We start from the raw sequence: 13376 nt of genomic DNA, 5'->3' as shown, positions 1-13376 counted from the left end.
TGCCCGTCGAATGGATGTTACCCATTCTGACCGCATCAGGGCGAGGATATACGAGTTGCTAGAAAAATAGTTTAGAAGATTTGCTTGAGCATCATCGTGGACATCATGTATTCATTGGCGAACTTCGCCAGCTGATAGCCGAGCAAAATGGACAGCAGCAGGCGCAGGACGGCAGCAGGACGCCCTTTCGCATCCTTGAGAAACACATCCCAGCGCACGACTTGCAGCGCATACCAGGCGATCAGCACGCCAAACAACAAAAAGGCCAGATTGAACAGGGACATCCAGCCCATCCCAGTCTCTTGGGAGCCAAAATACACGGCACATCCCCCGCCTCTCTTCACATCTCGTAACATCGTACCATAATTGACGCAAAAAGACTCCGAGACTAAAGTCCCGGAGTCTTGCGTTTGTTGACAATTGTTCAGCTCAGTTTACATCCCGAACCAGTTCAGCCCGTTGAGCACATCGAGGTACAGGTTTGGCAGCACGCCGAGGATGATCGTCCCGATCAGGCCGACGCCGGCGATCAGGCCCAGCGACCACGGCAGCGCCAGTTTTTGTTCGGTGACCGGTGCTTCGCTCTCTTTCATGAACATCGCACGGAGCACACCGAAGTAGTAGTAGAACGCGATGGCCGACGTGACGAAGAGCAAAGCAGCCAGCCAGTACATCTGGGTATTGATCGCGCCGAGGAAGATGTAGAACTTCCCAAAGAAGCCGGCGGTGATCGGCATCCCCGCCATGGACAGGATGAACACGGACATCGCCACCGCTTGGAACGGGGAGCGCTTGTAGAGGCCGCGGAACGCTTCCAAGGACTCGTTGCCCGCTGCGCGCGTCACGTTGGTCAGGATGGCGAACGCGCCCATCGTCATGAACAGGTAGGCGGTCAGGTAGAAAGTGACTTCGCCAAACGCCAGCCAGATGTTCTCCTGCGCGTTGCCGGCGCCGAGCACCGCGAGCGGGATCAGCAGGTAACCGGCTTGTGCGACCGAGGAGTAGGCGAGCAGGCGCTTGATGTTCTTTTGTACCAGCGCCGCGATGTTCCCGATGACCATGGTCAGGCCGGCGAGGATCGCGAGGTACATGTAGATCTCGTTGAACTCCGGGCCAAACGCCCAGATGAACACGCGCAGCACCAGCGCGAAGCCGGCTGCTTTCGAGACGACAGACAGGAACGCGGTGATCGGGTTCGGAGCGCCTTCATATGTGTCCGGCGCCCACATGTGGAACGGCACCAAGGCGATCTTGGCCCCAAAGCCGATCGTCATCAGCAGGAAGCCGAGCACGATCAGCGGCTTGAACTCGATCCACATCTGCGCGATCATCTGCGAAGCCTGCGCGATGTTGGTCTGACCGGTCACGCCGTACAGGAAGGACATCCCGTACAGTGCGAACGCTGTGGCGATCGAACCCATGACGAGGTATTTCATCGCCCCTTCGCCGCCTTTCGCATCGCGGCGGATCGCGACGAGCACGTACGACGAGATGGAGAGCAGTTCGAGACCGACAAACAGGGTGATCAGGTCATACGCGGAAGACATGACCATTGCGCCGACGGTGGCGAAGATCAGCAGGTAGCTGTATTCGGCCACTTTCACCGACGGGTTGTGGCGGAAGAAATCGATCGACATCAGGAGCGTGAACGTCGTGCCCAAGATGAAGATCACTTTAAACACGTTGCCGAAGTCGTCGAGCACGTAGAGCATGTTGGACAGCTCTTTCAAGCCGCCGTCCGCGACTACGCCGAAGTTGCGCAGCACGAGCGCGAGCGCGACGAGCAGACCGGCCACGCCGATCCACGGAGAGATGCGGCGGGAGGTTTCTTTGGAGACGAACAAGTCGAACGCCAGCATCCCGAAGCCGAGCAGGACGAGGATGACTTCAGGAGCCATCACGTCCCACACGCCGGAGAAGCTGAGCGTAGAGAACGATTGTACCGGATTCATGTGCTACCCTCCTATCCTGGTGACGAGCGTTTGGATCGACGGGTTCACCAGGTCACTGAGGATTTGCGGGTAGACCCCGATCAAAATGATCAGCGCGAGCAGAACGATCGCCGGAACAAATTCGATCGGACGGGCGTCTGTCACCCCTTCAAGCTGTGCAGACGTCGGACCATAGGTCGTGCGCTGCATCGCCCAGAGCAGGTAGACAGCCGCGAGGATGATCCCAAGCGCACCCACAGCCGAGAGGACCGGGAATACTTCAAACGAGCCCATAAACGCCAGAATCTCAGAGATAAACCCGCTCATGCCCGGCAGGCCGAGCGAACCGAGCGCCGCTGCCAGCAGGAAGCCGGCGAGGATCGGCATCGGCTTGGACAGACCGCCCAGACCGGCGATCAGCGCCGTGCCGGTGCGCTCCTTGATCGCGCCGATCAGGAAGAACAAGAGCGCGGAGAGCAGACCGGAGGAGATCGTCATGAAGATCCCGCCCTGGATGCCCGCCTGGTTCATCGCAGCGACGCCGAGCAGCACGATCCCCATGTGCGAAATCGCGGAGAACGCCAGCAGGCGGCGCCAGTCTTTTTGCACCATCGCGATCAGAGCCGCGTAGACGATGTTGATCACACCGATCACGGCGATCAACACTGCGTAGTGCTGCACCGCGTCCGGCAGGATGCCGACGGCGATGCGGAACAGGACGTACGCGCCGATTTTCATCAGCACGCCGCCGACGATCATCGAGACTGCGGACGGCGCTTGTTCATGCGTGTCCGGCAGCCAGGTGTGGAACGGGAAGAACGCTTCCTCGATCAGGATCGCCAGGAACAGCACCAGGAAGATGCCGTTTTTGAAGGCGGCCGTGATCAGGTCGGGCGATGCCTTCGAGAACGCATCGGCGATCGTCAGCATGTTCAGGGAAATCACGCCGGTTGCGTCGGCCGCTTTGAAGGCCATCGCGATGAACGCGACCAGAATGAACGCAGACGCGATCCCACGGTAGACGAGGAACTTCGTCGCCACGGGGCCTTTGCGCTCGCCGCCCCAGATGCCGATCAGGAAGTACATCGGGATCAGGGTCAGCTCAAGGAACAGGAAGAACAGGAACAGGTCGAGGGCCACGAAGCAGCCGTAGAGACCGGTGACGAGCAGCAGGAACCAGATGTAGTACTCCTTCGCCCGGTGCTGGATCCGTCCGGATGCCAGAACGGCGAGGAAGGAGACGATGCCGGTGAGCAGCAGGAACGGCATCGACAGGCCGTCGACGCCAAGGTCGTAGCCGATGACGAGCGCCTGATCTTTGTAAGCGTTCGCGATGTTGATCCACTCAGCCGATTCGGTGTACTGCATGCCCTTCGCGCCAAAATCAAAGCCCGCGTAGACGATGCCTGCAAACAGCAGCGACAGGAAGGTCGCGATCAATGCGATCGAGCGCGCCTGTCCTTGGCTGCTGCGCGGAACAAAGCCGATGATCAGTGCGGCCAGCAGCGGGAGGAAAACGATGATGGTCAGCAGGTTCCCCATCATTTCACAACACCTCCCCAGATCAATGCGCCGGCGATCAGCGCAATGGCGCCGAGAACGGAGATCAGACCGTACGTCTGGACTTGGCCGTTCTGGCTGTATTTCAGGCCAAGCGCTCCGACGACTGTCGCTTCGCCAAAGAGATGGACGAGGCCGTCGACGATCCACTTGTCGATAAAGTTGAGCACGCGGCCGATGAAGACGACCGGCTTGACGATCACATAGTTGTAGAGTTCGTCAAAATAGAACTTGTTGTAAGACAGCTGGTACAGCGGACGCAGCGCGCCCGAGCCCAATTTGGCCGGATCGATCGATTTCGACTTGTACATCAGGTATGCAAGCCCGATGCCAAGCAGCGCGACGACCGTCGCCAAGACGGCGATCCACAGCTCCGGCGTGTGTACTGCACCGATCTCGCCGTCATGCAGCATGAAGTGCTCAAACGCGTAGCCGGTGACCGGCGAGTTGAGCAGACCTGCGACGATCGCCATGATCGCGAGCAGGACGAGCGGGATGGTCATCAGCGGACCGGATTCATGCGCGTGCTCATAGACTTCCTTCTCACCGCGGAACTCGCCGGTGAAGGTCATGAAGAACACGCGGAAGATGTAGAACGCAGTGCAGAAAGCGGCCAGCAGACCCAGCACGAACAGCACCGTGTTGCCGGAGTGGTACGCTCCGAGCAGGATTTCATCTTTCGACCAGAAGCCGGCGAACGGCGGAATCCCGGACAGCGCGAGCGCGCCGATCAGGAACGTCCAGCCGGTGATCGGCAGCTTCTTCCACAGCCCGCCCATCGCACGGATGTCCTGGTTGTGGTGGATCGCATGGATGACCGAACCTGCTGCGAGGAACAGCAGGGCTTTGAAGAAGGCGTGCGTCATCAGGTGGAACGTCGATGCCACATACGCCGAAACGCCGAGCGCCATCACCATGTAGCCGAGCTGCGAGACGGTCGAGTAGGCGACGACACGCTTAATGTCGTTTTGCGTCAGACCGATCAGCGCCGCGAGGATCGCGGTGACCGCACCGATGATCGCGATGACCATCAAGGCATCCGGAGATGCTTCGAAGATCGGGAACGCGCGTGCGACGAGGTAGACGCCGGCTGCAACCATCGTGGCGGCGTGGATCAGCGCGGAGACCGGAGTCGGGCCTTCCATCGCGTCCGGAAGCCAGGTGTGCAGCGGGAATTGTGCCGATTTGCCGATCGCGCCGATGAAGATCAGGATCGCGACGAGCGTGATCAACGCTTCCGGCGAGATCCAATCGATCAGGAACGTCTTGGTCTCGATCGCTTGGAAGATGCCGGCATATTCGAACGTGCCGGTGGCGATAAAGAGCAGCACGATCCCGATGAAGAGACCGACGTCACCGATACGGGTGACGATAAATGCTTTTTTCGCTGCGGCAGCCGCTTCCGGCTTGAAGTACCAGAAGCCTACGAGCAGGAAGGAGCACAGGCCGACCAGTTCCCAGAAGATGTAGACTTGCAGGAGGTTCGGCGAGATGACCAGACCGAGCATCGAGAAGATAAACAGGTTGAGATATTGATAGAACACCGGGAAACGCTCATCGCCGTGCATGTAGCTCTTCGAGAAGAGCAGCACCAGCGTGGAGATGAACGTGACCACCACCAGCATCATCGCGTTGAGCTGGGTGACTTCATAACCCATCGACAGCGTTGTTTCGCCGACGGAGAGCCAGTGGAAGATGTAAGGTGCAGACGCACCGTTTGCTTTCACATCCGACAAGATGAAAAGCGATACCGCGAAGCCCGCCAGCGCTGCCAGCACGCTGATCGCAGTGACAATACCCTCTTGCGCCCGCCGACCGAGCACGAACAGAAGCACATACGCCACCAGCGGGAAGAGGGGAACTAACCAGGCATATTCGACCATACGATCACCTTTCTCCGTAGTTCTTTAGAAGACCCCGGATTACCATTTCATGAGGTCTTGATCCCGAACGTCGCTGGTATTGCGGTTCCGGTACAACGAGATCAAAATTGCGAGACCGACAGCCACTTCCGCCGCTGCGATCGTCATCGCAAAGAGGGTAAAGATCTGGCCGTTCATCGACGGCATCAGACCGAAGCGCGCAAACGTCAGCAGGTTGATGTTGACGGCGTTGAGCATCAGCTCGACCGAGACGAGGACGATGATGATGTTGCGCTTGGTCAGCGCGCCGTAAAGACCGATACAAAACAGAATCGCGCCGAGCGTAATAAACTGTTCAACCGACATCGATTACTTCTCCTCCTTGTTTGCAAGAGTAATCGCGCCAACGAGTGCTACGATCAGCACCACCGAGACCAGCTCGAACGGAATGACGTATTGGCCGAACAAGGATTCGCCGATCAGCTTGACGTTGTCCTGACCTTCCCACGGGGAGTCGGTCGGAGACGGCCAGCGCAGGCCTGCGAATTTGGTCACGTAGAGAATGATGCCGCCAAGACCGATCGCAGCGATCGCCGCCCACACCGGGTGTGCGGTGACCTTTTGCGGTTTTTCGATTTCGTCATGCCGCGTCAGCATGATCGCGAAGAGCATCATGATCGTGATGGCGCCTGCGTAGAGCAGGATTTGGATGAAAGCGAGAAACTCCGCTTCGAGCATGATATAGATCCCCGCGACGCCGATGAACACGCCGCCGACAGCCAGTGCCATGTACAGCACTTTGCGAAGCGAGAGCAGCAGGACGCCGCATGCGATGACGAACAGCGAGATCAGAAAAAACGCGATGTTCTGCCCGGTAAATTCAATGCCACCGAACATTACTTTTCACCCCCGAAAGCAGAACCGTCATGTTCGAGGATGCCTTCGGTCTTCTTGCGGTTCTCGTCGAGCCAGAACATGTTTTTATACAGGTCGACCCGGTTGTACGTCGCAAGTTCGAAGGTATCAGTCATCTGGATCGCTTCGGTCGGGCACACTTCGGTGCACAGGTCGCAAAGGATGCAGATTTCGAAGTTGATGTCATAGGTGTCAATGTGCAGCTTCTTGTCGCCGCCGCGCGTGCCCGAAAGCGAGATGCAGGAGGTCGGGCAGACCCGCGCGCACTGGTTGCACACGATGCATTTCTCAGGCGAGAACTTGTGAACCCCACGGAAGCGTTCGCCGAAGTCCGGCATCTCATCCGGATACATCAGGGTGACCTTCTTATGCGTGAGTTGGGCGAAGGTGACTTTCAACCCTTTAAGGAAACCGAACATGATTTCACCCCACTTTGTATTAGATCAGATATTTGAGGACTGCTGTGAGCACCAGATTCAGCAAGGCCAGCGGAATCAGCACTTTCCAGGAAAAGACGAGCAGCTGGTCGGTACGAATCCGCGGCATCGTTGCACGCACCCAGAAGAAGAAGAAGATAAACGCCGATACCTTGATCGCAAACCACAGCCAACCCGGGAGGAACGGACCTTCCCAGCCGCCGAGGAACAGCGTGGTGCCAAGCGCAGACATAGCGAATACGTACACATATTCTGCCAGCATGAAGAAGGCGAAGCGGAAGCCGGTGTACTCGGTGAAGTAACCTGCGACCAGCTCAGACTCAGCTTCCGGCAAGTCGAACGGCGTGCGGTTCAGTTCTGCAGTCGCCGAGATGATGAAGATGATGAAGCCGAGCGCTTGCGGCACGACGTACCAGACGTACGGGAATTCCTTTTGCGCTTCGACGATATCCACCATGTTCAGCGAGCCTGCCAGCAACACAACGCCGAGCATCGACATCGCAAGCGGTACTTCATAGGAGATCATCTGTGCTGCCGAACGCATCCCGCCGATCAGCGAGTACTTGTTGTTCGACGCCCAGCCGGCAAGCACGACGCCAAGGATCGACGTCGCCGAGAGGGCGATGTAGTACAGAATGCCGACGTTGCTCGCCGCCGTGAAGATGTGCGTCGCGGAGAACGGAATCACTGCGAGGACCATGAACGACGGGAAAAAGGCGATCAGCGGCGCGATCAGGAAGATGTTGCGGTCCGCTTTCGCCGGGACAATATCTTCTTTGATCAACAGCTTCAGAACGTCCGCGACCGTCTGCAGGAGCCCGAGGGGACCTACGCGGTTCGGACCGATCCGCCATTGCATCCAGCCGATGACTTTGCGCTCGAAGTAGATCGTGTAGGTGACCACGCCGAGAATGAAGGCGAGGACGATCACGGCGCCAATCACCATATTCAGGAACGTTGACAGTTCCATCGGCTTATCCAGCCAGGAAAACATCTCTGTCATTACGCGTCAACCTCCCCAAGCACGATATCGACGGCGCCGAGGACCGCGATCAGGTTGGACATGGACTGGCCTTCCAGCAGCTTCGGCAGAAGCTGGAGGTTGATGAAGGACGGACGACGCCATTTGATGCGGTACGGTTTGTCTTTGCCTTCGGAGACGATGTACAGGCCGAGTTCGCCGCGCACGCCTTCGACAGCGGAGTAGTATTCGCCGGCCGGCACGCGCAGGATCTTCGGCACTTTGCCCATCACCGGGCCGTCCGGGATCTGCTGAGCGGCTTGCTCGACGATCTTCATCGACTCGACGATCTCTTCCATGTGGCACATGTAGCGGTCGTAGCAGTCGCCGTTTTTGCCGGTGACGACGTTGAAGTCGAAACGGTCATAGATCGAGTACGGCTTGTTCTTGCGCAGGTCCCAGTTGAAGCCGGTCGAGCGCAGGTTGATGCCGGACAAGCAGTAGTTGATCGCAGTGTCCGCATCGTAGACGCCGACTCCCTTGACGCGCTCCAAGAAGATCTCGTTGCCGGTGACCAGTTCATGGAACATTTCCATCTCTTTGCGCAAGTGTGCGATGAAGTCGAGCACATCTTGCACCCAGCCTTCCGGAGCATCCCACTTGACGCCGCCGACGCGCATGTAGTTGAACGTCAGGCGGGCGCCGGAGATCCGGTTGAACAGGTCGGTGATCTTCTCGCGGTTCGCAAAGGCGTACAAGAACGGGCTCATCGCGCCCAAGTCGAGCAGGTAGGTGCCGAGGAACACCAAGTGCGATGCAATGCGGTTCAGTTCGACGACGATGATGCGCAGGTGTTCTGCGCGCTCCGGGATTTCCAGGTCCATCGCGCGTTCAACCGCATTGACGATCGCATGGTTGTTGACCATCGAAGCCAGGTAGTCCATGCGGTCGGTGTACGGGATGATCTGCGTATATTGCAGGTCTTCTGCCAATTTCTCGGTTCCGCGGTGCAGGTAGCCGACTACCGGTTCCGCATCGCGGATGATCTCGCCGTCCACCTTGACCACAACACGCAGTACGCCGTGCGTACTAGGGTGCTGAGGACCGATGTTCATTAAGAGTTCTTCAGTGCGAATTTCAGCCATCGCTTTCCTTTCCCCCTAGTCCTTCACAACGTAATCTTTGCGCAGCGGGTGCCCTTGCCAGTAGTCTTCGAGCATGATTCTGCGCATGTCCGGATGCCCCGGGAAGTTGACGCCGACGAGGTCGTAGATCTCGCGCTCCTCCCAGTTCAAGCCATTGAAGATGTGTGCGATCGACGGAACGGACGCTTCGTCGCGCGGGGTGCGGACTTTCAGCGCCAGGTCCATGTCGAGCACGAAGGAGTGCACGTTGAGGTACACTTCGCAGTAGCCTTTGGCCATGTGGTCGGTGCCGGCCATCACTTCGGCGTAGACAAATGCCAGGTCGTCGGTGACTTTGAGGAACTCGACGACAGCCGGCCAGTTTTCGTTTTTGATCACGAACGTCGGCTGAAACTTGGCGAGGGCTGCTTCTTCGATCACCTCTTCGCCGAATTGGGCCACGATGCGTTGTTTGATCTGCTCCAGCTTCGCGTTGGCCGCTTCTACGCGCGGGTCAACAGTCTCTGGCGTTTCTTCTTTGGCAGCTGCCGGCTTCGCTGCTGCCGCCGGTTTCGCCGCTGCTGCAGGTTTGGCAGCCGCTTCGGGCTTCGCTTCTGCTTTCACTTCAGCTGCTGCTTCCGGTTTTGATTCAGGCGCTTTGGTTTCTTCGCTCATCTATCGCACCTTCTTCCCTTTGGACTCCAAACGGATCTTATCCTGGAGTTTGTTCAGCCCGTAGATCAGAGCGGGCGGAGACGGCGGGCAGCCCGGGATGTAGACGTCGACCGGGATCACCTGGTCTGCACCTTTGACGACCGAGTAAGCGCGTACATACGGGCCGCCTGCAGTTGCGCAGGAACCCATCGCCACGACCCATTTCGGCTCCGGCATTTGATCATAGAGGCGCTTCAAGATCGGCGCCATCTTCTTGGTGATCGTGCCGGCGATGATGATGCAGTCCGCTTGGCGCGGGGATGCACGGAAGATGATCCCGAAACGGTCGAGGTCATAGTTCGCAGCACCCGTGCCCATCATTTCAATGCCGCAGCACGCGGTCGCAAAGGTCAACGGCCACAGCGAGTTCGAACGCGCCCAGCCCTTGATCTGCTCCAGCGTACCGATGATGATGCCTGCTTTGGACAGTTCTTGCGACTCCTCTTCTGTGAAGCCCTCGAACTGCATGTAAGCCGGCTGTTGGTTGTTGTTCGCGTTTGTCATTTCCATTCCAACACCTTCTTTTTCCAGGCATAGACGAGACCTAATACTAACAGTCCAAGGAAGATCAGCATTTCGACCAAACCAAACAAGCCGAGGCTGTCGAACGATACAGCCCATGGATACAGGAACATGATTTCCACGTCAAACACCACAAACATGAGTGCAAACAGGTAGTAGCGGACGTTATAACGGACGTGCGCTTCACCAAACGGCTCGACGCCGGACTCGTAGGTCGTGAGTTTTTCCGGCGTGGGGTTCTTCGGACGCAGGAACGGTCCGGCTACCCACAACGCTCCGATCGGGAGCAGCAAGCCCAACAAGAGGAACAGGGAGATAAAGACGTAGCTGTTCCAATACGAGACCATAGTAGCCCCTCCATCTTCAAAAAGATTTCACAGTTTTGCCCCCAACATTATAACAAAGTCAGGAAGCCATGTAAAACCATGCTTCAAGCGCCAGTACAGGGCAAAAAACAGCTTCCCCATAGCATTTTCCAAATCCGCCTGTTTTTACTCGAAAACAAGCTTTCTCAAACAGGAAAGCTCCACACGTACAACGTGTGGAGCTTCAGCTGCATCAGTTAGCGATGGTTTTTGTTCGTCGCCACTCGGAGTCGGTTGATGGCACGCTCAAGAGCAATTTCCGCACGAACTTGGTCAAAAGATTCGCCGCGGTCCGCCAGACGGCGTTCCGCACGCTCTTTCGCACGGGTCGCACGATCGACGTCGATCTCCTCCGGCAGCTCTGCCGCTTCTGCGAGCACAGATACCTTCTCCGGCTTGACTTCCAAGAAGCCGCCGGCCACGGAGATCACATCTTCGCCTTGATCCGTTTTCACGCGGAGGGTGCTGATCTTCAAGGTGGTGACGAGAGGCGTGTGCCCGGCCATGATGCCGAGGTCGCCGTCGCCGCCGCGCGCGATGATCAGGTTTGCCTCATTTGCGTACACCTTGCGTTCAGGAGTGACGATTTCGATAGGCATTTTGTTCATATCGGTTTCCTCCTAAGCCCAAGATGGAGCTTTAGGCATTATTCTTCGCACGCTCGACAACTTCGTCGATCGTGCCCGCCATGTAGAAGTCACCTTCTGCAATGTCGTCATGCTTGCCGTCGAGGATTTCTTTGAAACCGCGAACGGTGTCAGCGATCTTCACGTAACGGCCCGGCTTACCGGTGAACTGTTCTGCAACGTTCATCGGCTGGGTCAGGAAACGCTGGATCTTACGGGCACGGGAAACGGTCAGCTTGTCTTCATCGGAGAGCTCATCCATACCGAGGATCGCGATGATGTCTTGCAGTTCTTTGTAGCGCTGCAGGACGGACTGAACGCCGCGAGCTACCGCGTAGTGCTCTTCGCCTACGATGTCCGGGGACAGAGCGCGGGAAGTGGAAGCGAGCGGGTCAACAGCCGGGAACAGCGCTTGCTCAGCGATTTTACGCTCAAGGTTGGTCGTCGCGTCCAAGTGAGCAAACGCGGTTGCCGGAGCCGGGTCGGTGTAGTCGTCGGCCGGAACGTAGATTGCTTGGATGGACGTGATGGAACCTTTTTTGGTCGAGGTGATACGCTCTTGCAGCTGACCCATTTCTGTTGCCAGGGTCGGCTGGTAACCTACTGCGGACGGCATACGGCCGAGCAGTGCGGATACCTCGGAACCTGCTTGGGTGAAGCGGAAGATGTTGTCGATGAAGAACAGTACGTCGCGCTCTTCAACATCGCGGAAGTATTCAGCGATCGTCAGACCGGTCAGTGCTACGCGGGCACGTGCGCCCGGCGGCTCGTTCATCTGGCCGAAGACCATGGCGGTCTTCTCGATAACGCCGGAGTCGGTCATCTCGTGGTACAGGTCGTTACCTTCGCGGGTACGCTCACCAACACCTGCGAATACGGAGAAACCGCCGTGCTGTTTCGCGATGTTGTGGATGAGCTCCTGGATGGTAACGGTCTTGCCTACACCTGCGCCGCCGAACAGACCGATCTTGCCGCCCTTGATGTACGGTGCGAGCAAGTCGATAACTTTGATCCCGGTTTCGAAGATCTCAACCTTGGTGGAGAGGTCTGCGTATTCCGGAGCCGGGGAGTGGATCGGATCGCGGCGGTCGATTGCAACCGGGCCCGCTTCGTCGATCGTTTCACCCAGGATGTTGAAAATGCGGCCCAGAGTCGCCGGACCTACCGGTACGGAGATCGGAGAACCGGTGTCAACAACTTCCATACCGCGGACCAGGCCGTCGGTGGAAGACATTGCGATCGTACGAACGACGTTGTTACCGAGGTGCAGCGCGACTTCAAGCGTGAGGTTGATGTCGGTTTCACCTTCGTTTTGAGCTTTATACGAAATGGTCAGAGCGTTGTTGAGTGCCGGAAGCTGGCCTTCCGGGAAACGAACGTCTACAACCGCGCCCAGAACCTGACTAATACGTCCAGTGTTCACACGTTTCCCTCCATTCGTGCGTTCTATGATTCAAGCGCTGCGGCGCCGCCGACAATCTCGGTGATCTGCGTGGTGATCGCTGCTTGGCGCGCACGGTTCAGTGCGAGCGTCAGGCCGTTGATGATCGTCGCTGCGTTATCGGTTGCAGCGCCCATCGCAGTCATGCGGGCACCGAACTCGGAAGCTTTCGATTCCAGGACGGCGGAGAAGATCAACGTTTCAGCGTACTTCGGCAGAAGATTGTCGAGGACTGCTTCAGCAGACGGCTCGTAATCGTATTTGGCTGTGATCGTTCCAGGCGCCGGCTTTTCCTGTTGGCCGCCCACATCTTCGAGCGGGAGCAGCTTGCGGGAAACCGGGACTTGGGTAAGCGCGTTTACGAACTCGTTGTACATCACGTACACTTCATCATACACGCCGTCTTGGAACAGTTGCACAACTTGAGATGCTACAGACTTAATATCCGCGTAGGTCGGATTGTCCGACAAACCAGTAACTTCACCGACAAGCGGGTATCCACGACGCTTGAAGAAGTCGCGAGCCTTCCGGCCGATCGCAAACACTGCATACTCGTTTTGCGACTTGCCGCGCATTTCGTTCACAGCAGTACGGATAACCTGTGCGTTGAACGAGCCTGCGAGGCCGCGGTCGGAGGAGATGACAACATAACCGGTCTTCTTGACAGGGCGGGAGACCAACATCGGATGGTTGGTCGAGCCGCTGCCGGAAGCGATGCTGCCGATTACTTCTTCAAGCTTGGCTGCGTACGGGCGAGCTTGTTCAGTGCGCTCTTGTGCCCGGCGCAGTCTTGCCGCAGCTACCATTTTCATCGCTTTGGTGATTTGCTGGGTGTTCTTCACGGAGCGAATCCGTTGACGAATGTCGCGGGTATTTGCCATGATTCCACCACCTTACCAGATGAAATGGTTAAGCTAG

General features: G+C 57.5%; 15 protein-coding genes. All 15 read right to left on the bottom strand.

Annotated features, from left to right (window positions below):
- Nucleotides 1-71 precede the first annotated feature (71 nt).
- Nucleotides 72-320, bottom strand: a complete 249-nt coding sequence (locus tag EV586_RS05370; RefSeq protein ID WP_165898311.1) for a DUF1146 family protein — start codon at nucleotides 318-320, stop codon at nucleotides 72-74.
- Nucleotides 321-434: 114 nt separating this feature from the next.
- Nucleotides 435-1952, bottom strand: coding sequence for an NADH-quinone oxidoreductase subunit N (locus EV586_RS05365; protein ID WP_132944048.1), 1518 nt, complete (start codon nucleotides 1950-1952; stop codon nucleotides 435-437).
- A gap of 3 nt (nucleotides 1953-1955) precedes the next feature.
- The gene (locus EV586_RS05360; protein ID WP_243652939.1) at nucleotides 1956-3476 is read right to left on the bottom strand and encodes a complex I subunit 4 family protein; all 1521 of its coding nucleotides are present in this window, start codon (nucleotides 3474-3476) and stop codon (nucleotides 1956-1958) included.
- Nucleotides 3473-5374: an NADH-quinone oxidoreductase subunit L gene (gene nuoL, locus EV586_RS05355; protein WP_132944047.1), complete on the bottom strand. Its 1902-nt coding sequence runs from the start codon at nucleotides 5372-5374 to the stop codon at nucleotides 3473-3475. Before nuoL ends, EV586_RS05360 begins: the two co-directional genes overlap by 4 nt.
- Nucleotides 5375-5413: 39 nt before the next feature.
- Complete coding sequence (nuoK, locus tag EV586_RS05350; RefSeq protein ID WP_087455916.1) at nucleotides 5414-5719, bottom strand: NADH-quinone oxidoreductase subunit NuoK; 306 nt, start codon at nucleotides 5717-5719, stop codon at nucleotides 5414-5416.
- A gap of 3 nt (nucleotides 5720-5722) precedes the next feature.
- Entirely contained in the window at nucleotides 5723-6250 is a 528-nt protein-coding gene (locus EV586_RS05345) for an NADH-quinone oxidoreductase subunit J (RefSeq protein ID WP_132944046.1), read from the bottom strand.
- Nucleotides 6250-6687, bottom strand: a complete 438-nt coding sequence (locus tag EV586_RS05340) for a NuoI/complex I 23 kDa subunit family protein (RefSeq protein WP_132944045.1) — start codon at nucleotides 6685-6687, stop codon at nucleotides 6250-6252. The genes EV586_RS05345 and EV586_RS05340 overlap by 1 nt, the downstream gene beginning before the upstream one ends.
- Before the next feature lie 19 nt (nucleotides 6688-6706).
- A complete protein-coding gene (nuoH, locus tag EV586_RS05335) occupies nucleotides 6707-7699 on the bottom strand; it encodes an NADH-quinone oxidoreductase subunit NuoH (protein ID WP_132944583.1) in 993 nt (330 codons plus the stop codon).
- 8 nt (nucleotides 7700-7707) lie between these two features.
- Nucleotides 7708-8811, bottom strand: coding sequence for an NADH-quinone oxidoreductase subunit D (locus EV586_RS05330; protein ID WP_132944044.1), 1104 nt, complete (start codon nucleotides 8809-8811; stop codon nucleotides 7708-7710).
- Between the two features lie 15 nt (nucleotides 8812-8826).
- Nucleotides 8827-9465 (bottom strand): NADH-quinone oxidoreductase subunit C, encoded by a 639-nt coding sequence (locus tag EV586_RS05325; protein WP_132944043.1) that lies wholly within the window; start codon nucleotides 9463-9465, stop codon nucleotides 8827-8829.
- Nucleotides 9466-9972, bottom strand: a complete 507-nt coding sequence (locus EV586_RS05320; RefSeq protein ID WP_132944582.1) for a NuoB/complex I 20 kDa subunit family protein — start codon at nucleotides 9970-9972, stop codon at nucleotides 9466-9468.
- A 32-nt stretch (nucleotides 9973-10004) separates the two neighbouring features.
- A complete protein-coding gene (locus tag EV586_RS05315) occupies nucleotides 10005-10373 on the bottom strand; it encodes an NADH-quinone oxidoreductase subunit A (protein WP_087455921.1) in 369 nt (122 codons plus the stop codon).
- A gap of 215 nt (nucleotides 10374-10588) precedes the next feature.
- Nucleotides 10589-10999: a F0F1 ATP synthase subunit epsilon gene (locus tag EV586_RS05310; RefSeq protein ID WP_132944042.1), complete on the bottom strand. Its 411-nt coding sequence runs from the start codon at nucleotides 10997-10999 to the stop codon at nucleotides 10589-10591.
- A gap of 31 nt (nucleotides 11000-11030) precedes the next feature.
- On the bottom strand, nucleotides 11031-12440 hold the full coding sequence (atpD, locus tag EV586_RS05305; RefSeq protein WP_132944041.1) for a F0F1 ATP synthase subunit beta: 1410 nt from the start codon (nucleotides 12438-12440) through the stop codon (nucleotides 11031-11033).
- A 23-nt stretch (nucleotides 12441-12463) separates the two neighbouring features.
- Nucleotides 12464-13339 carry an ATP synthase F1 subunit gamma gene (atpG, locus tag EV586_RS05300; RefSeq protein WP_132944040.1) on the bottom strand — a complete coding sequence of 292 codons (876 nt, stop codon included), beginning with the start codon at nucleotides 13337-13339 and terminating at the stop codon, nucleotides 12464-12466.
- Between the last annotated feature and the right edge of the window lie 37 nt (nucleotides 13340-13376).

This window comes from Tumebacillus sp. BK434 (assembly GCF_004340785.1).
In the GTDB taxonomy this organism is placed as follows: domain Bacteria; phylum Bacillota; class Bacilli; order Tumebacillales; family Tumebacillaceae; genus Tumebacillus_A.
This window is presented reverse-complemented; position numbering and strand designations above follow the sequence as displayed.